Here is an 18,464-nt window from a genome sequence, read left to right on the forward strand (position 1 = left end):
CGGGCGCTACCAGCACGATCTGACGCTGTGAGCAGGCACTATCCGGCGTCCAGGGCCGCGAGGACGTCAGCGACCAGATCGTCGGTGTCCTCGATGCCGGCCGAAATCCGGGCGAAGCCACCGGCCACCGGGTCACCCCAGCGGGCCCGACGGTCCACGCTGGTGTGGATGCCGCCGAAGCTGGTCGCGGCCACCAGCAGTTCGCTGCGCCGCACCACGTCGTGGACGGCGTCCGCGTCGGCGAGTTCGATCGACACCAAGCCCCCGAACCGCCGCATCTGCGCGGCGGCCACCGGGTGGGACGGGTCGTCGGGCAACCCCGGGTAGCGCACCGAGCGGACGCCCGGATGGCTGCGCAGCGCGGTGGCCAGTGCGAGGGCGTTGCCGCACTGCCGTTCGAAGCGCAGGCCGAGGCTCCCGAGGCTGCGCAGCACCAGCCACGCTTCGAACGAGCCCAGGATCGCCCCGGACAGCAGCCGCTCCCGCTCCACTGCGGCCATCAGGTCGGGGTCGTCGCCTGCGACATAACCGGCCAGCAGATCGCTGTGGCCCGACAGGGCTTTGGTGGCACTGGCCACCACCAGATCAGCGCCCAGCGCCAACGGGTGCTGACCCAGCGGGGTGGCGGTGGTGTTGTCCACCAGCAGCCGGGCGCCGCGGTGTCGGCAGATCTCGGCAAGCCGGCGCAGGTCCACGACATCCAGCGCCGGGTTGGTCGGGGTTTCGGCCAGCACCACATCGGCGCCGCCGGCGGCGTCATAGATCTGCTCCGCGTCGGCTTCATGAACCGTGATTCCTTGCGGGGCAAGGCTTTCAGCGGCGTAGCGGCGCACCTGGTAGTAACCGTCAGCCGGGACCACCAGTACCGAGCCGGGTTTGGCCGTCACGCGCAGCGCAGCGGTGATCGCCGCCATCCCGGAACCGAAAGCCAATGCCGCGTCGGCCCCTTCGAGCTCGGCCAAGGCTGATTCGAGCTGCCGCCAGGTGGGGTTGGTGGCGCGGCCGTACGTGTTCTGTTCGCTGCCCTCGTCAGCGGCGAGGTGGTATGCCGACGCCGGAACCGGACCCGGCTGAACCGGATCCCCCGGAATCGGCAGGGAACTCACAGCTTTGACGGCGCGGGTCGAGTCGCCGTAGCGGTCGGTCATTCCGGTTTGGTGCTGCGGCCCAACAACAGCGCCACCGCCTGGTCGACGGACAATCCTTTGTGACACACCTGGTGGACCGCATCGGTCAGCGGCATCTCCACGTCATAGCTGGATGCCAGCGCCAGGATCGATTCGCACGAGGTGACGCCCTCGGCAACATGCCCGCCGGCGGCCAATTGGGCGGCCTCCATGGTGCCGCCGCGCCCGAGTCGCTCACCGAAACTGCGGTTGCGCGAGTGCGGCGATGTGCAGGTGGCGACCAGATCGCCCACGCCGGCGAGACCGGCCAGCGTCGCGGTCTTGGCGCCCACGGCGATTCCCAACCGCATGATCTCGGCCAAACCGCGGGTGATGATCGCCGCAGCGGTGTTCTCGCCCAACCCCACTCCGGCCGCCATGCCGCAGGCCAGTGCGATGACGTTCTTGCACGCACCGCCGATCTCGGTGCCGATGACGTCGGCGTTCGTGTACGGGCGGAAGTAACCCGTGCTCAGCGAGCGCTGCAGCGTGATCGCACGGCCCGAGTCGGTGGACGCCACCACCGTCGCGGCGGGCTGTCCCTGCGCGATCTCGTCGGCCAGATTCGGGCCCGAGACGACGGCGACCTGGCTGGGGTCGACGCCGGTGACCTGGACGATGACCTGACTCATCCGCATCAGGCTGCCCAACTCGATGCCCTTGGCCAGGCTGACCAGGGTTGCGCCGTCGGCGATCACGCCGCGCCACTGTTCGAGGTTGGTGCGCAAGGTCTGCGCGGGCACGGCGAGCAGCACGGTGGTCAGCCCGTCGAGGGCCTCGGCGGCATCGGTGGTGGCGCGGATCGTGCTCGGCAGCGTGATGTCGGGGAGGTATCCGGGGTTGGCGTGTGTGATGTTGACCGCCTCGGCGACTTCCGCGCGACGAGACCACAACCGGACCTCGGAGCCGGCGTCGGCGAGAACTTTGGCCAGTGCGGTTCCCCAGGCGCCGGCGCCCATCACCGCGGCGGTGCCCACCGTGCTGGTCATGGTCATTAACGTAGCCCACGCCGCCGCGACCGCTCGCCGGCCAGGAATGCAGGCGACCCGAACGACGCTGGAAGGATGGTGAACATGAGCGCGGACCTCGGCGTGATCATTGCGGTGAAACGCCTCGCGGCCGCCAAGACCAGACTCAGTCCGGTGTTCTCGGCGGATACCCGCGAGCAGGTGGTGCTCGCGATGCTGATCGACACCATCACGGCGGCGCGTGCGGTCAGCGCCGTCGCGTCGATCACCGTGGTCACCCCCGACGACACCGCGGCCGCCGCCGCCCGTGAGCTCGGCGCGGAGGTGCTGTTCGACGCGACGCCGCCGACCGAGCCCGACCCGTTGAACACCGCCGTCCGATTCGCCTGGTCTGCCGTCAGCAAGAGGACCGCCAATACTGTTGTGCTGCAAGGAGATTTACCCGCCCTGCAGACTGACGAACTCACCGACGCGGCGGCCCAAGCCCGGGGGCACCGGCGCAGTTTCGTCCCCGACCGTCCCGGCACCGGTACCGCGGCGCTGTTCGCGTTCGGGGTCCCGTTGGACCCATTGCTCGGCCGGGATTCGGCCCGTCTGCACCGCGACTCGGGCGCCGTCGAACTGACCGGCGCATGGCCGGGGCTGCGCTGCGACATCGACACCATCGACGACCTGGAGGCAGCGCGGCTGCTGGGTGTCGGGGCGGCGACGACCAGGGCAATCAGCCACCACTGACGGTTAACAACGCCTGAACGGCCAGCAACTTCTGCCTGCCTCGGTCCGCGCGCTCCGCGGATGGGGGATGATCGGAAGCGTGACGGACATGGAAACCGATGCGCGGTCGACGGACGATGGCTGGCAGCCCGGCGACGCAGCGCCGGAGGCCCCGCCGGCGGCCACGGCTGCCGCCGTCGAGAATGCACTGCCCGAGGACCGTTACCTCAACCGCGAGCTGAGCTGGCTGGATTTCAACGCCCGCGTGCTGGCGCTGGCGGCTGACACCTCGCTCGCTCTGCTGGAGCGGGCGAAGTTCCTGGCGATCTTCGCGTCCAATCTCGACGAGTTCTACATGGTCCGGGTGGCCGGGCTGAAGCGCCGCGACGAGATGGGATTGTCCGTGCGTTCGGCCGACGGGCTGTCTCCGCGCGAACAACTGCGCCGGATCGGCGAACGCACGCGCCAGATCTCGCTGCGCCAAGCCGAGGTCTTCATCCAGTCGGTGCGTCCGGCCTTGGCCGACGAGGGAATTCACATCGTCACGTGGGCGGACCTCACCGACGCCGAACGCAGCGAGCTGTCGACGTACTTCCACGAGCAGGTCTTCCCCGTTCTCACACCGCTCGCCGTCGATCCCGCGCATCCGTTCCCGTTCGTCAGCGGGCTGAGCCTCAACTTGGCGATCACCGTGAAGTCCCCCGACGACGGTGGCGAACACTTCGCCCGCATCAAGGTTCCCGACAACGTCGACCGGTTCGTTGTGCTCAAGCGGGGCAACGGAGATAGCGACGTCGTCCGGTTCCTGCCCACCGAGGAACTCATCGCGGCATTCCTGCCGGTGCTGTTCCCCGGCATGGAGATCGTCGAGCATCACGTCTTCCGCATCACGCGCAACGCCGACATGCAGGTCGAGGAAGACCGCGACGAAGATCTGCTCCAGGCGCTCGAACGTGAACTGGCGCGGCGGCGATTCGGGTCTCCGGTGCGCCTCGAGGTCGCCGACGACATGACCGAGCACATGCTCGAACTGCTGCTGCGGGAGCTCGACGTCCATCCGGGTGACGTGGTGCAGGTACCGGGGCTGCTGGATCTTTCGTCGCTGTGGCAGGTGTACGGCGTCGACCGCCCGGCGCTCAAGGATCGCCCGTTCGTGCCGGCCACCCATCCGGCGTTCGCCGAACGGGAGACGCCCAAGAGCATCTTCTCCACGCTGCGCGACGGTGACGTGCTGGTGCATCATCCGTATGACTCGTTCTCGACCAGTGTGCAGCGTTTCATCGAACAGGCCGCCGCGGACCCGAATGTGTTGGCCATCAAGCAGACGCTGTACCGGACCTCGGGTGACTCCCCCATCGTCAACGCGCTCATCGACGCGGCCCAGGCGGGCAAGCAGGTGGTGGCCCTGGTGGAATTGAAGGCGCGTTTCGACGAGCAGGCCAACATCAAGTGGGCCCGCACGCTGGAAGATGCGGGCGTGCATGTCGTTTACGGCCTGATCGGGTTGAAGACCCACTGCAAGACCTGCCTGGTGGTGCGCCGCGAGGGCTCGACCATCCGTCGCTACTGCCATATCGGCACCGGCAACTACAACCCGAAAACCGCGCGACTGTATGAGGACGTCGGCTTGATCACCGCCGCGCCCGACATCGGCGCGGACCTGACGGATCTGTTCAATTCCCTTACCGGCTACTCCCGCAAGGTCAGCTATCGCAACCTGCTGGTGGCCCCGCACGGGGTGCGCAAGGGAATCATCGAGCGCATCGAACGCGAGATCGAAGCGCACCGCCAGGGCGAGAGCGGCCGGATCAGGCTGAAAGCCAACGCCCTTGTCGACGAACAGGTCATCGACGCGCTCTACCGCGCATCGCAGGCCGGGGTCCGCGTCGAGGTGGTCGTGCGCGGCATCTGCGCCCTCAAGCCGGGCGCCGAGGGTTTCTCCGAGAACATCGTCGTGCGTTCGATTCTCGGCCGGTTTCTGGAGCATTCACGGATCTTCCATTTCAACGCGATCAACGAGTTCTTCATCGGCAGCGCCGACATGATGCACCGCAATCTCGATCGGCGCGTCGAGGTGATGGCACAGGTGAAAGATCCCCGGCTCACGGCACATCTCGACGAGATCTTCGAATCGGCGATGGATCCCTCGACACGATGCTGGGAGCTGGGACCCGAGGGTCACTGGACCGCGGCGCCGCAAGACGGCAGGCAAGTCCGGGACCACCAGGTGTGGCTGATGGAACGTCATCGGCAGCGCTGAGTGCATTCCCCGTTGCGACCCACCAGATCCGGTCCCGCACAGGGCCCCGAATTGATTTGCGGGAGTTGACGTGGCCAAGAGAGCGTCGAATGACAGCTCGAGGACCAAATCGACGAAGAAGGCAGCGACAAAGAACGGCAAGACGCTCAAGCGTCGGGTAATTGCCGCCGGTGCCGCGCTGTGGCGACACGATCCCGCCACGGGCGAATTACACGTCGCAGTGATTCATCGGCCGCGCTACGACGACTGGTCGCTGCCCAAAGGCAAAGTGGATCCGGGCGAAAACGAACCCATCGCCGCGGTGCGCGAAATCTGGGAGGAAACCGGTCAGCGGTCTCAGCTGGGCCGGCGCCTGATCCAGACGCACTACCCGATCCCGCAGGGGACCAAGATCGTTCACTACTGGACGGCACGAGCGCTGGGCGGCGAATTCACGCCCAACGCCGAAGTCGATCTGCTGGAGTGGCTGCCGGTCGCCGACGCGGCGCAGCGTCTTACCTACCCACACGACCGGGAAGTGCTGAAGGCGTTCGCCAAACAACCGGCCGACACCACGACGGTGTTGATCGTCCGGCACGGAACCGCGGGCATCAAGTCCCGCTACAAGGGCGACGACCGCAGCCGCCCGCTGGACAAGAACGGTCGCGCACAAGCGGAGTCGTTGGCCGGCCAGCTGATGACGTTCGGGGCAACCGACGTCTACGCGGCCGATCGGGCTCGCTGCTTTCAGACGGTCGAACCGCTTGCGCAGGAACTGGGCGTGACGATCTCCGCCGAGGCCAGCCTCACCGAAGAGGCGTACGCCGCCGATCCGGACGCCGCACACAACCGCATCATCAAGATCGCCGCACAAGGCGGAACACCGGTCATCTGCACGCAGGGCAAGGTGATTCCCTACCTGCTGGCCTGGTGGCGCGGTACCGACAAGCCGGACAAGTCACGGAACCGCAAGGGCAGCACCTGGGTGCTGTCCCTGGCCGGCGACCGGGTCGTGGCCGCCGACTACATCGACAGTCCACTGGCAACACGCCCCTGACACGCGAATACGCCGCGGGCGTTGAGCCCGCGGCGTATTCAACTTCAGCTTTTAGCGACGGCCCTTCTTGGCCGGAGCCTTCTTGGCCGGTGCAGCCTTCTTGGCCGGTGCGGCCTTCTTGGCGGGCGCGGCCTTCTTGGCCGGAGCCTTCTTGGCCGGTGCAGCCTTCTTGGCGGGCGCGGCCTTCTTGGCCGGAGCCTTCTTAGCCGGTGCAGCCTTCTTGGCGGGCGCGGCCTTCTTGGCCGGTGCGGCCTTCTTGGCCGGTGCAGCCTTCTTGGCCGGTGCGGCCTTCTTGGCCGGAGCCGCCTTCTTGGCCGGAGCCTTGGTAGCAGCCTTCTTCACGACCGCCTTGCGAACGGCCTTCTTGGCCGCTGCCTTCTTGACGGGTCCGCCGACAGCACCGCGCTTGACGGCGGGGCCCTCCGAAGGAAGCTTCTGTGAACCAGAGACAACGGCCTTGAATTGAGCGCCGGGACGGAAAGCGGGAACGGAAGTCGGCTTCACTTTGACGGTTTCGCCGGTGCGCGGGTTGCGCGCCACACGAGCGGCACGACGCCGCTGCTCGAAAACGCCGAAGCCCGTGATGGTCACGCTGTCGCCCTTGTGCACCGCGCGCACAATGGTGTCGACGACGTTCTCCACCGCCAGGGTTGCCTGCCGACGATCTGAGCCCAATTTCTCCGTGAGTACGTCGATGAGCTCTGCTTTGTTCATTCAATTCCTCCGAAGCCAGTGGTCCACTTTGGACCGACTGCAGAACACGGTAAACCCAAGAGCTGCAGATTTCCAAGAGCCACGCCCAATTTCAGGCATTACTTAGGAGGATTTCAGCAATCCGCTTGCCGCCCTAGGGCGGTGATTTCAAGGCGTCCGAACCCCGGTTTTGGCGCGGGATTTCGGCGTCCCGCGTCGTTCAGGAGGGCGTCGTAATGCGCGGCTTCCACCTCGGACGGGCCTCCTCGAAGGCCGCGATTTCATCGCGTTTCCGCAGCGTAAGGCCGATATCGTCGAGGCCTTCCAGCAGTCTCCATGCCGTGTAATCGTCAATCGTGAACGGCACCACGGCTGTTCCCGCGGTGATATTTCGATCTTGAAGATTCACAGTCAGTTCCAGCCCCGGATTCTGCTCGATGAGCTTCCACAAAAGTTCAACATCATCTTGAGCGACTTCGGCGGCCAGCAGCCCGGCCTTGCCGGCGTTGCCGCGAAAGATGTCGGCGAAACGGGATGAGATGACGACCCGGAATCCGAAGTCCATGAGCGCCCAGACCGCATGCTCGCGCGACGAGCCGGTGCCGAAGTCCGGTCCTGCCACCAGAACCGAACCCCGGTCGAAGGGGCTCAGATTCAGAACGAAAGAAGGATCGTTGCGCCACGCGGCGAACAAGCCATCCTCGAAACCCGTTCTGGTGACCCGCTTCAAATACACCGCCGGAATGATCTGGTCGGTGTCGACATTGGACCGTCGCAACGGAACACCGATGCCGGTGTGGGTGTGAAATGCATCCATCGTGTTCTCCTTAGCAGGTCTATTTTTCGAGATCGGCAGGCGAGGACAGCGTTCCGCGCACTGCGGTCGCCGCCGCGACCGCGGGCGAAACGAGGTGCGTCCGCCCGCCCTTGCCCTGCCGGCCTTCGAAATTCCGGTTGGACGTCGACGCGCAGCGCTCCCCCGGCGCCAACTGATCAGGGTTCATACCCAGGCACATCGAGCAGCCCGCCTGGCGCCAATCGGCGCCGGCGGCGGTGAAGATCTCGCCCAGCCCTTCACTTTCGGCCTGCGCGCGCACCCGCATCGACCCCGGAACGATCAGCATGCGCACCCCGTCGGCGACCTTGCGGCCACGCAGCACGTCGGCCACCACCCGCAGATCTTCGATGCGCCCGTTCGTGCACGACCCGACGAAGACGGCGTCCACGCCGACCTCACGCATCGGAGTGCCCGCCCGAAGGTCCATGTATGCCAACGCCTTCTCGGCGGACTGGCGCTCGGCATCGCTGGTCATCAACTCGGGATCGGGCACCGAGGCGGCCAGCGGAACACCCTGGCCGGGATTCGTGCCCCACGTGACGAAGGGACTCAGCGTGGTGGCGTCGATGTAGACCTCGGCGTCGAATTCGGCGCCCTCGTCGGTCTTCAGCGCCTCCCACGCGGTCACGGCCGCGTCCCAGTCGGCGCCGGTCGGCGCGTAGGGACGGCCCCGCAGGAACTCATAGGTCGTCTCGTCCGGCGCGACCAACCCGGCGCGCGCGCCGGCCTCGATGCTCATATTGCAGATCGTCATCCGGCTTTCCATCGACAGCGATTCGATGGTGCTGCCCCGATATTCGATGACATAACCCTGACCGCCGCCGGTGCCGATCTTGGCGATCACAGCCAGAATGATGTCCTTGGCACTCACCCCGGGTGGCAGTTCACCGTCGACATTGACCGCCATCGTCTTGAACGGGCGCAGCGGAAGTGTCTGGGTGGCAAGCACATGCTCGACCTCGGACGTGCCGATCCCCATCGCGATGGCGCCGAACGCACCGTGAGTGGAGGTGTGGCTGTCCCCGCACACGATCGTCATGCCGGGCTGGGTCAGTCCCAGCTGGGGACCCATCACGTGAACGATGCCCTGCTCGACATCTCCCATCGGATGCAGCCGCACTCCGAATTCGGCGCAGTTGTGGCGCAGGGTCTCGACTTGGGTTCGGGAGATCGGGTCGGCGATCGGCTTGTCGATGTCGACCGTCGGAACGTTGTGGTCCTCGGTGGCGATCGTGAGATCCGGTCGGTGCACCGGACGTCCCGCGAGTCGCAGCCCGTCGAAAGCCTGCGGGCTGGTCACCTCGTGGATGAGATGGAGGTCGATGTAGATCAGGTCGGGTTCACGTGATGAGCCGGTGCCGGTTCCGGCGACCACCACGTGGTCGTCCCACACCTTCTCGGGCAGTGTCCTGGGCTTGTCGGACTGAGCCATGGGTTCTCACTTCACTTCTCGATTCCCGGAACACGAAAGTGGCTATCTCACATTTCGGGACGTTAGTATCTCTCTATGAGACAGGATAGCGGCATCGGCGTGCTCGACAAAGCCGTGGGCGTACTGCACTCAATCGCCGAGTCCCCCTGCGGGTTGGCCGAACTCTGTGAGCGCACCGGCCTGCCCCGTGCGACCGCCCACCGGCTTGCCGCAGGCCTGGAAGTCCACCGCTTACTGGCTCGCGACACCGCGGGACGGTGGCGACTCGGACCCGCCATCTCCGAATTGGCCGCCCACGTCAACGATCCGCTGCTCGCCGCTGGCGCCACAGTCTTGCCGCGGCTGCGGGAGATCACCGGCGAGAGCGTGCAGCTCTACCGCCGCGAGGGCACCACGCGGATCTGTGTCGCTGCGCTGGAACCCCCTGCCGGGCTTCGCGATACCGTGCCGGTCGGGGCGCGCCTGCCGATGACGGCAGGGTCGGGCGCGAAGGTTCTGCTGGCCTTCAGCGATACCGCCACCCAGCAGGCCGTCCTCCCGACGGCGAAATTCACCGAACGCACCCTCGCCGAGGTCCGCCGTCGCGGCTGGGCGCAAAGCGCCGCCGAACGCGAGCCCGGGGTGGCCAGTGTGTCGGCGCCCGTACGGGATCGCACCGGCACGGTGGTGGCAGCGGTCTCGGTGTCCGGTCCGATCGACCGGATGGGCCGCAGGCCCGGCGCGCGTTGGGCAGCCGATCTATTGGCCGCCGCCGACGCACTCACCCGCCGATTGTGATCCCCGCGACAGCCGCGCCGTAGGGCCTGACAAACTGACGCCATGGGAACCAATCAGCGCAACCAGATCGTCATGTCGGACGCCGAGGTCGCCGACTTCGTCGCACGCAGTCGCACCGGAACCATGGCGACGATCGGACCCGACGGCCAGCCGCATCTCGTGGCCATGTGGTACGGCGTTCTCGACGGCGAGATCTGGGTTGAGACGAAGGCCAAGTCGCAGAAGGCCGTGAACCTGCGTCGCGACCCGCGGGTGAGCTTCCTCATCGAGGACGGCGACACCTATGACAGCCTGCGCGGCGTCTCCTTCGAGGGGGTCGCCGAGATCGTCGAGGACCCCGACACCATCTTCAAAGTCGGCGTCAGCGTGTGGGAGCGCTACAACGGCCCCTACACCGACGACCTCAAGCCGGCCGTCGACATGATGATGAACAAGCGTGTGGCGGTGCGCATTGTGGCCAAGCGCACCCGATCCTGGGATCACGGCAAGCTCGGCTTGCCCCCGATGCCCTTGGCGGGCTCGACCGCGCCGGCGGACTAATTCGGCGGAGAAACGACGAATCGCCCGGTCGATGACCGGGCGATTTGATTTGGTAGCCCCGATGGGATTCGAACCCACGCTACCGCCGTGAGAGGGCGGCGTCCTAGGCCGCTAGACGACGGGGCCAGAACCAAATCCGTGGCGCGCCGTGCGGCGCACCGGCTTGCCAGCATAGCCCAGAGGGCGTTGCCGACATAATTGCTGGGGTACCAGGACTCGAACCTAGAATGAGGGAATCAGAATCCCTAGTGTTGCCAATTACACCATACCCCATCACCGACCTATAACCGCTGGTCAAGCGACCTTTTCCTGGTTTCCCAGGGAGTGAAGGCCGCTCCGCCGTGGTTGCGGGCCGACGAGCAGACTATCAAAGATTTTACCCGTCTTTTTCGGGCCCCCCGGCCTGCTCGTGCGCTCCCCGCAGTCGCTGCAGGCTGCGGTCACGACCGAGCAGTTCCAGGGACTCGAACAGCGGCGGGCTGATCGTGGATCCGGTCACAGCGACCCGGATCGGGCCGAACGCCTTGCGCGGCTTGAGTTCGAGACCCTCCAGCAGCGCGGCCTTCAGCGCCTCCTCGATGGCCGGCGTCGACCACTGCGCCACCGCGTCGAGCGCGGTGATCGCCGCGGCCAGCACCGGTGCCGCCTCGGGGCCGAGTTCCTTGGCGGCCGCCTTGGGGTCCAGCTCGTAGGCGTCGTCGTCGAAGAACTTCAGCAGTGACCACCCGTCGGAGAGCACCACGATGCGGGTCTGCACCAGCTGCGCGGCGGTGGCGAAACCCGCGTCGTCGAGCCCGGTGTCGTGGCCGTGCGCGTCGAAGTAGGCGCGCAACCGCGCGGCGAACTCCGCCTCGTCGAGACGGCGAATGTGCTCGGCGTTGATCGCATCGGCCTTCTTCTGGTCGAAGCGTGCCGGGTTGGAGTTGACGTCGACGACGTCGAAGGCGGCGACCATCTCGTCGAGTGTGAAGATGTCCCGGTCCTGGGCGATCCCCCACCCCAACAGCGCCAGATAGTTCAGCAGCCCCTCGGGAAGGAATCCCCGATCGCGGTGCAGGAACAGGTTGGACTCCGGGTCACGCTTGGACAGCTTCTTGGTGCCCTCCCCCAACACCGGTGGCAGGTGCGCGAATTCGGGCACCCGGTCGGCCACCCCGATACGGATGAGCGCCTGGTACAGCGCGATCTGACGCGGCGTCGAGGGCAGCAGATCCTCACCGCGCAGCACGTGGGTGATCTTCATCAGTGCGTCGTCGACCGGATTGACCAAGGTGTACAACGGTTCTCCCGTCGCCCGGGTCAGAGCGAAGTCGGGAACCGTGCCTGCGGCGAACGTGGTGGTGCCGCGAACCAGGTCGTGCCAGCTGATGTCCTCGTCCGGCATCCGCAGCCGCATGACCGCGTTGCGCCCCTCGGCAGCGAAGGCGGCGCGCTGCTCGTCGGTCAGGTCGCGGTCGTAATTGTCATAGCCCAGTTTGGGATTGCGGCCCGCCGCCACGTGTCGGGCCTCGACTTCCTCCGGCGTGGAGTACGCCAGGTAGGCCTCGCCGGAGTCGAGCAGACGCGCCAGCACATCGCGGTAGAGCTCGGTGCGTTGCGACTGCCGGTACGGCTCGTGCGGCCCGCCCACCTCCGGGCCCTCGTCCCAGTCCAGACCCAGCCACCGCAACGCTTCAAGCAATGCGGCATAGCTTTCCTCGGAGTCGCGCGCGGCGTCGGTGTCCTCGATGCGGAACACGAACGTGCCACCGGTGTGCCGGGCGTAGGCCCAATTGAACAGCGCGGTGCGCACCATCCCGACGTGCGGGATCCCGGTCGGCGACGGGCAAAACCGTACGCGCACAGTGTCATTGGCGGCCGCGGTCATCAATTGGCCTTTCGGATCACGGGATTGGACAACGTTCCGATGCCCTCGACGCTGATGCTGACGGTGTCGCCGTTCTCGATCGGCCCGACGCCTTCGGGTGTGCCGGTGAGAATGAGATCACCGGGCAGCAACGTCATCACCGCCGAGATCCACTCGATGATGGCGCCGATGTCGTGAATCATCATCGAGGTTCGGCTCAGCTGGCGCACCTCGCCGTTGACCTCGGTGCGGATCTCCAGATCGGAGGGATCGAGGTCGGTCACGATCCACGGGCCGACGGGACAGAACGTGTCGTGGCCCTTCGCGCGCATCCACTGGCCGTCCGCCTTCTGCTGATCGCGGGCGGACACGTCGTTGGCGATGGTGTAGCCGAGGATGTTCTCCGCGGCACGGGCGGCGGGGACGTCTTTGCAAGGCCGGCCGATCACCACGGCGAGTTCACCCTCGTGGTGTACCGGTGAAGCATTGGCAGGCAACTGAATTGGCACACCAGGACCGATGATCGCGGTGTTGGGCTTGAGGAAGATCACCGGATCCTCCGGCGCCTCACCGCCCATCTCCGCGATGTGCGCCGCGTAGTTCTTGCCCATGCAGACCACCTTGCTGGCCAGGATCGGCGCCAGCAGGCGCACATCAGCCAACGGCCACGTCCGGCCGGTGAACGTCGGCGTGCCGAACGGGTGTTCGGCGATTTCACGAACGATTTCGCTCCCGCGGTCCCCCTCGATACTGACGAAGGCGACCCCATCGGGGCTGGCAATTCGACCCAAACGCATGGGAACAGCCTAGTGCTCGCGCCGGCGACTCCCGCTATCACCCAGTGCTCTCATATTTTGAGAAACAGATTCAGCATTGTGGGAAACGAATGGAATCATGAACGCATGGCCGTCGACACGATCAGCACCGTGCGGCGATGGATGATGCTCGTGATCGCGCTGTTCGCAACGCTGTCCGCCAACGTCTTCATCAACGGCGCCGCCTTCCTCATTCCCACGCTGCACACCACGATGGGCCTCGACCTGGCCAAGGCCAGCCTGGTGTCGGCGATGCCCAGCTTCGGGATGGTGCTGACCCTGATCCTCTGGGGTTACGTGCTGGACCGCGTCGGTGAACGCTTCGTGCTGAGCCTCGGCTCGGCACTGACTGCCACCGCGGCACTGGCTGCAGCGGCATCGCACTCGCTGATCCTGGTGAGCGTGTTCCTGTTCCTCGGCGGAACGGCGGCGGCCAGCAGCAATTCGGCCAGCGGCCGGTTGGTGGTCGGGTGGTTTCCGCCACATCAGCGCGGACTGGTGATGGGCATTCGTCAAACCGCCCAACCACTGGGAGTGGCCGTCGGCGCGTTGGTCATTCCCCGCCTGGCCCAATCCCACGGAGTCGGGATGGCGCTGTTGTTCCCCGCGATCGTGTGCGGGGTGGCGGCGCTGGCGTGCGCCGTCGTCGTGGCCGATCCACCGCGGCCGCCGCGCGCCGAGGCGCCGGCCGAGCATCTGGCCAACCCCTACCGGGGTTCCGCCGTGCTGTGGCGCATCCACGCGGTGTCGGTGCTGCTGGTCGTACCGCAGTGCGTGGTGTGGACGTTCACCCTGGTGTGGCTGATCGCCGATCGCGGTTGGTCGGCGGAATCCGCGGGCGTGCTGGTGATGGTCGCCCAGGTTCTCGGGGCGTTGGGCCGCATCGCCGCCGGGCGCTGGTCGGACTGGATGGGCTCCCGGCTGCGCCCGATCCGGATGATCGCCGCGGCCGCGGCCGCATCGATGGCGCTGCTGGCGCTGACCGACGCCCTGCACTCGCCGCTGAGCATCGCGGTGATGGTTGTCGCCTCGGTGATCACCGTCGTCGACAACGGCTTGGCGTTCACGGCGATCGCGGAGATCGCCGGCCCGTTCTGGAGCGGGCGCGCACTGGGCACGCAGAACACCAGCCAGCTGCTGGCCGCCGGTCTCACCCCGCCGTTGTTCGGCGCACTGATCGGCGTACTGGGCTACCCGGTCGCATTCGCGGTGTGCGCGCTGTTCCCGGTGGTGGCACTGCCTTTGGTACCGACGGATCTGCCGCGCCGGGACTAAAGCGCCGCGCGGATCCGGTCGCCGACCTCGCGGGTGGACAACGTCGCATCGCCACGCGTGGCCAAGTGGTGGGCGACAGCCTTGTCGACCCGGGCCGCCGCGGCGTCCTCGCCGACGTGACCGAGCAGCAGCGCCACCGACATCACCGCGGCCGTCGGGTCTGCGATGCCCTGCCCCGCGATGTCGGGCGCACTGCCGTGAACCGGTTCGAACATCGACGGATTGGTGCGCGTGGCGTCGATATTGCCGCTCGCGGCCAGGCCGATTCCGCCGCAGACGGCGGCCGACAGATCGGTGATGATGTCGCCGAAGAGGTTGTCGGTGACGATGACGTCGAACCGTCCCGGATCGGTGACCATGTGGATGGTGGCGGCGTCGATGTGCTGGTACGCAACGTCCACGTCGGGGAATTCGCGGCCCACTTCATCGACTACCCGCGACCACAGGCTGCCCGCGAACGTCAGCACATTCGTCTTGTGCACCAGCGTCAGATGCTTGCGCCGGGACTGCGCGCGGGCGAACGCGTCACGCACCACGCGCTCGACACCGAAAGCGGTGTTCACGCTGACTTCGGTGGCCACCTCGTGCGGGGTTCCGACGCGCAGCGCGCCGCCGTTGCCGGTGTACGGCCCCTCGGTGCCTTCGCGCACCACGACGAAATCGATACCGGTCACCCCGGACAGCGGACTGTCCACACCCGGATACAGCCGACCCGGCCGCAGGTTCACGTGATGGTCCAGAGCGAACCGCAGTTTGAGCAGCAGGCCGCGCTCCAGCACACCGCTGGGCACCGACGGGTCGCCGATCGCGCCGAGCAGGATGGCGTCGTAGCCGCGCAACTCCTCGATGGTCTCTTCGGTCAGCAGCTCACCGCTGGCGTGGTAGCGACGCGCACCGAGGTCGTACTCGGTCTTCTCCACGCCGGGCAGCACCACATCGAGCACCTGGAGCGCTTCGCCGATCACTTCCGGGCCGATACCGTCGCCCGCGATCACCGCCAATTTCATGACAGGTCCACCACTTCCAGGGTCGTCGCGCCGACGGCTGTGCGGATCGCCGACCGGACATCGTCGGACACATCGCGGTCCAGCCGCAGCATCAGGGTCGCGGCCTCGCCGCTGGTGTCCTGGCTCAGCTGGGCGGCCAGGATGTTCACGTCGGCGTTGCCGAGCACCGTGCCGATCTTGCCCAGCGCGCCAGGCTGATCCGAGTAGTGCAGCACCAGGTTCACGCCCTCGGCGCGCAGATCGAAGTTGCGCCCGTTGATCTGGACGACCTTTTCGACCTGCTGCGGCCCGGACAACGTTCCGGACACGTTGGTGGCCGTGCCGTCGGGGCCGACCACCCGGACGTCGATCAGGCTGCGGTGGTTGGGGCTTTCGCTCGCTGTCGTCAGTTCGCTCTGCAGGCCGCGTTCGGCGGCCAGGTTCGGTGCGTTGACAAACGTCACCTGCTGATCGGTCACCGTTGAGAAGAACCCACGCAGCGCCGAAAGTTTGAGTACCTCAACATCTTCGGAGGCGATCTCACCGGAGACCCGGACCGACAGGTTCGACGCGGCACCGGTCGAGAGCACCCCGACGAGCAGGCCGAGCTTGCGGGCAAGATCCAGCCAGGGCGCGACCTCTTCGCTGACCGCGCCGCCGCCGACGTTCACCGCATCCGGCACGAACTCACCGGCCAGCGCCAGCTTCACGCTCGCCGCCACATCCGTGCCGGCCCGGTCCTGAGCCTCGGCGGTGGAGGCACCGAGGTGCGGGGTCACGACCACCTGCGGCAGCTCGAACAGCGGGCTGTCGGTGCACGGTTCGGTGCTGAAGACGTCGAGGCCCGCCGCGAAAACATGACCGCTGGTGATCGCATCAGCAAGGGCCTGCTCGTCGATCAGACCACCCCGGGCCGCGTTGACGATGACCACGCCCTTCTTGGTCTTCGCCAGCGCCTCCTTGCCGAGCAGACCGGCGGTCTCCGGCGTCTTGGGCAGGTGCACGGAGATGAAGTCGGCGCGCGCCAGCAGGTCGTCGAGCGACATCAGCTCGATGCCGAGCTGGGCGGCGCGAGCCGCGGGCACGTACGGGTCGTAGGCGATGACATGGGTGCCGAAGGCAGCCAGGCGCTGGGCCACCAGCTGTCCGATCCGGCCAAGGCCCACCACGCCGACCGTCTTGCCGAAGATCTCGGTGCCGGAGAACGACGACCGCTTCCAGGTGTGCTCCCGCAGCGTCGCGTCGGCGGCGGGGATCTGCCTCGCGGCCGACAACATCAGGGCCAGTGCGTGCTCGGCGGCGCTGTGGATGTTCGATGTCGGCGCGTTGACGACCAGCACCCCCGCTGCGGTGGCGGCGTCGACGTCGACGTTGTCCAGGCCGACCCCGGCGCGGGCGACGATCTTCAGCTTGGGCGCGGCGGCGATGACCTCGGCGTCCACCGTGGTGGCCGAGCGCACCAGCAGGGCATCGGCGTCGGCGACGGCGGCCAGCAGCTTCGGCCGGTCCGGGCCGTCGACCCAACGCACCTCGACCTGGTCACCCAGGGCGGCGACGGTCGACTCGGCGAGCTTGTCTGCGATCAACACAACGGGCAGATTCACGCCGGTCAGCCTAGTGGTTGTCGCCCGGTGGACGATCATCGGCCGTGGTGCGGTCTACTTAGGCGGTGGACGTGACCGTCGTCGGTAGTGGTCCCAATGGGTTGGCGGCCGCCGTCATCTGCGCGCGAGCCGGCTTGTCGGTGCGCGTCATCGAAGGCCAGTCGACCTTCGGCGGCGGTGCCCGCACCGCCGCCGACCCGGAATATCCCGACATCCGCCATGACATCTGCTCGGCCGTGCACCCGCTGGCGCTGGCTTCGCCGTTCTTCGCCGAGTTCGACCTCCCGGCGCGCGGCGTCCAGCTGGTGGTCCCGGAGATCTCTTACGCGAACCCGCTGCCGAACCGCCCCGCGGCAATCGCGTACCACTCTTTGCAGCGCACCTGCGCCGAACTCGACGAGGGCAGCTCGTGGCGCCGGTTGTTCGGTCCGCTGGCCTCCCACCCCGAGGGTGTGCTCGGCTTCTTCCTCGGCGACAAGCGCTCGCTGCCGCCCGATCTACTCACTACCGTCCGATCGGGGTTGCGGGTGCTCGCCCAGGGCAGCCCGGCGTGGGGCGTGCTGCGTGGCGAGGACGCCCGCGCGTTGTTCACCGGCGTTGGCACCCATGCGATCTCGACAATGCCGTCGCCGGTCAACAGTGGCGCCGGGATCATGCTCGGCACGGTGGCGCACACCGCGGGCTGGCCGGTGCCGATCGGCGGCAGCCAGGTGATCGTCGACGCGATGCTCGCCGATCTGCAGGCTCACGGCGGCGAACTGGTGGTCGGCGAGCCGGTGACCTCGCCACCGCCGGGTGTGGTGATCTACGACACCGCGCCGACCGCGCTGCTGGACATCTACGGCTCGGCCGTGCCGGATGGCTACGCAAAGTCGTTGCGGCGCTACAAGTTCGGACCGGGTGTCTGCAAGGTGGACTTCGTGCTCTCCGGCGACATTCCCTGGCGTGACGAGCGGATGGCGACCTCCCCCACCGTGCACATGGGTGGGACCCGCGCGCAGATGGCGTACGGCGAGAAGGAGATCGCCTCGGGGCGGCACGCCGAGTGGCCGATGACATTGGCGGCGCTGCCGCACCTGTCCGACCCGTCGCGGATCGACTCCGCGGGACGCCGGCCGCTGTGGACCTACGCGCACGTTCCGTCGAACTCCACCGAGGACGTCACCGAGACGGTCATCAGGCTGTTCGAGAACGCCGCACCCGGTTTCCGGGACCTGGTGCTGGCGTCGCGATGTGTGACCGCGGCGCAGATGCCGGCGCACAACGCGAACTACGTCGGCGGCGACATCATCGTCGGCGGGGCGACGTTGTTCGCGGCGATGGTCGGGCCGACACTGCGCTGGAATCCGTGGACCACGCCGATCCCCAAGGCGTATCTGAGTTCGTCGGCGACTCCGCCGGGCACCGGCGTGCACGGGATGTGCGGCTACTACGCCGCTCGCACGGTGCTCAAGCGCGAATTCGGCCTGCCGCTGCCGTCGTTGCGTCCCTGACGGGGAACCCGGATCGCACCG

At 67.1% G+C, this 18,464-nt stretch carries 15 protein-coding genes, 2 tRNA genes and 1 pseudogene; 7 read left to right on the top strand and 11 right to left on the bottom strand.

What is annotated here, in order from left to right; all coding sequences use genetic code 11:
* Positions 1–38: 38 nt before the first annotated feature.
* Positions 39–1,148: a cystathionine gamma-lyase gene (locus D3H54_RS19400; protein WP_149380435.1), complete on the bottom strand. Its 1,110-nt coding sequence runs from the start codon at positions 1,146–1,148 to the stop codon at positions 39–41.
* Complete coding sequence (locus D3H54_RS19405) at positions 1,145–2,155, bottom strand: NAD(P)H-dependent glycerol-3-phosphate dehydrogenase (RefSeq protein ID WP_168214914.1); 1,011 nt, start codon at positions 2,153–2,155, stop codon at positions 1,145–1,147. Before D3H54_RS19405 ends, D3H54_RS19400 begins: the two co-directional genes overlap by 4 nt.
* Positions 2,156–2,230: 75 nt before the next feature.
* On the opposite strand from D3H54_RS19405, the gene cofC reads away from it, so the two are divergent.
* From cofC to mutT1, 3 genes and pseudogenes are all read left to right on the top strand, one after another.
* Positions 2,231–2,869: a 2-phospho-L-lactate guanylyltransferase gene (gene cofC / locus D3H54_RS19410; protein ID WP_149380436.1), complete on the top strand. Its 639-nt coding sequence runs from the start codon at positions 2,231–2,233 to the stop codon at positions 2,867–2,869.
* 60 nt (positions 2,870–2,929) lie between these two features.
* A pseudogene (locus D3H54_RS19415) lies at positions 2,930–5,108 on the top strand (RNA degradosome polyphosphate kinase).
* A 70-nt stretch (positions 5,109–5,178) separates the two neighbouring features.
* Positions 5,179–6,144 carry an 8-oxo-(d)GTP phosphatase MutT1 gene (mutT1, locus tag D3H54_RS19420; RefSeq protein WP_149380438.1) on the top strand — a complete coding sequence of 322 codons (966 nt, stop codon included), beginning with the start codon at positions 5,179–5,181 and terminating at the stop codon, positions 6,142–6,144.
* Positions 6,145–6,195: 51 nt separating this feature from the next.
* Here mutT1 and D3H54_RS19425 read toward each other — a convergent pair whose 3' ends face one another.
* From D3H54_RS19425 to leuC, 3 genes are all read right to left on the bottom strand, one after another.
* Positions 6,196–6,858, bottom strand: coding sequence for an HU family DNA-binding protein (locus D3H54_RS19425; RefSeq protein WP_149380439.1), 663 nt, complete (start codon positions 6,856–6,858; stop codon positions 6,196–6,198).
* Between the two features lie 199 nt (positions 6,859–7,057).
* Entirely contained in the window at positions 7,058–7,654 is a 597-nt protein-coding gene (gene leuD / locus D3H54_RS19430; protein ID WP_149380440.1) for a 3-isopropylmalate dehydratase small subunit, read from the bottom strand.
* A gap of 19 nt (positions 7,655–7,673) precedes the next feature.
* The gene (gene leuC / locus D3H54_RS19435) at positions 7,674–9,107 is read right to left on the bottom strand and encodes a 3-isopropylmalate dehydratase large subunit (protein WP_149380441.1); all 1,434 of its coding nucleotides are present in this window, start codon (positions 9,105–9,107) and stop codon (positions 7,674–7,676) included.
* Between the two features lie 75 nt (positions 9,108–9,182).
* On the opposite strand from leuC, the gene D3H54_RS19440 reads away from it, so the two are divergent.
* Positions 9,183–9,884, top strand: coding sequence for an IclR family transcriptional regulator (locus D3H54_RS19440; protein ID WP_149380442.1), 702 nt, complete (start codon positions 9,183–9,185; stop codon positions 9,882–9,884).
* A 42-nt stretch (positions 9,885–9,926) separates the two neighbouring features.
* Positions 9,927–10,424 (top strand): PPOX class F420-dependent oxidoreductase, encoded by a 498-nt coding sequence (locus D3H54_RS19445; RefSeq protein WP_149380443.1) that lies wholly within the window; start codon positions 9,927–9,929, stop codon positions 10,422–10,424.
* Positions 10,425–10,474: 50 nt separating this feature from the next.
* On the opposite strand, the gene D3H54_RS19450 is transcribed toward D3H54_RS19445, so the two are convergent.
* The 4 genes from D3H54_RS19450 to D3H54_RS19465 all read right to left on the bottom strand — a co-directional run bounded on the left by D3H54_RS19450 (position 10,475) and on the right by D3H54_RS19465 (position 13,067).
* Positions 10,475–10,550: transfer RNA gene (locus D3H54_RS19450), tRNA-Glu, on the bottom strand.
* 75 nt (positions 10,551–10,625) lie between these two features.
* A tRNA-Gln gene (locus tag D3H54_RS19455) sits at positions 10,626–10,697 on the bottom strand.
* Positions 10,698–10,800: 103 nt separating this feature from the next.
* Positions 10,801–12,291 (bottom strand): glutamate--tRNA ligase, encoded by a 1,491-nt coding sequence (gltX, locus tag D3H54_RS19460; protein WP_149380444.1) that lies wholly within the window; start codon positions 12,289–12,291, stop codon positions 10,801–10,803.
* Positions 12,291–13,067: a fumarylacetoacetate hydrolase family protein gene (locus D3H54_RS19465; RefSeq protein WP_083116742.1), complete on the bottom strand. Its 777-nt coding sequence runs from the start codon at positions 13,065–13,067 to the stop codon at positions 12,291–12,293. Before D3H54_RS19465 ends, gltX begins: the two co-directional genes overlap by 1 nt.
* 105 nt (positions 13,068–13,172) lie before the next feature.
* On the opposite strand from D3H54_RS19465, the gene D3H54_RS19470 reads away from it, so the two are divergent.
* A complete protein-coding gene (locus D3H54_RS19470) occupies positions 13,173–14,360 on the top strand; it encodes an MFS transporter (RefSeq protein WP_168214915.1) in 1,188 nt (395 codons plus the stop codon).
* Here D3H54_RS19470 and D3H54_RS19475 read toward each other — a convergent pair.
* Both D3H54_RS19475 and serA read right to left on the bottom strand, forming a co-directional pair.
* Positions 14,357–15,367: a 3-isopropylmalate dehydrogenase gene (locus D3H54_RS19475; RefSeq protein ID WP_149380446.1), complete on the bottom strand. Its 1,011-nt coding sequence runs from the start codon at positions 15,365–15,367 to the stop codon at positions 14,357–14,359. The genes D3H54_RS19470 and D3H54_RS19475 overlap by 4 nt on opposite strands.
* Entirely contained in the window at positions 15,364–16,950 is a 1,587-nt protein-coding gene (gene serA / locus D3H54_RS19480; RefSeq protein ID WP_149380447.1) for a phosphoglycerate dehydrogenase, read from the bottom strand. Before serA ends, D3H54_RS19475 begins: the two co-directional genes overlap by 4 nt.
* 65 nt (positions 16,951–17,015) lie before the next feature.
* Between serA and D3H54_RS19485 the strand changes: the two genes are divergently transcribed.
* The gene (locus tag D3H54_RS19485) at positions 17,016–18,443 is read left to right on the top strand and encodes a phytoene desaturase family protein (protein WP_149380448.1); all 1,428 of its coding nucleotides are present in this window, start codon (positions 17,016–17,018) and stop codon (positions 18,441–18,443) included.
* Positions 18,444–18,464: the final 21 nt, after the last annotated feature.

Origin of the sequence: Mycobacterium sp. ELW1 (assembly GCF_008329905.1) — a bacterium.
Taxonomy (GTDB): domain Bacteria; phylum Actinomycetota; class Actinomycetes; order Mycobacteriales; family Mycobacteriaceae; genus Mycobacterium.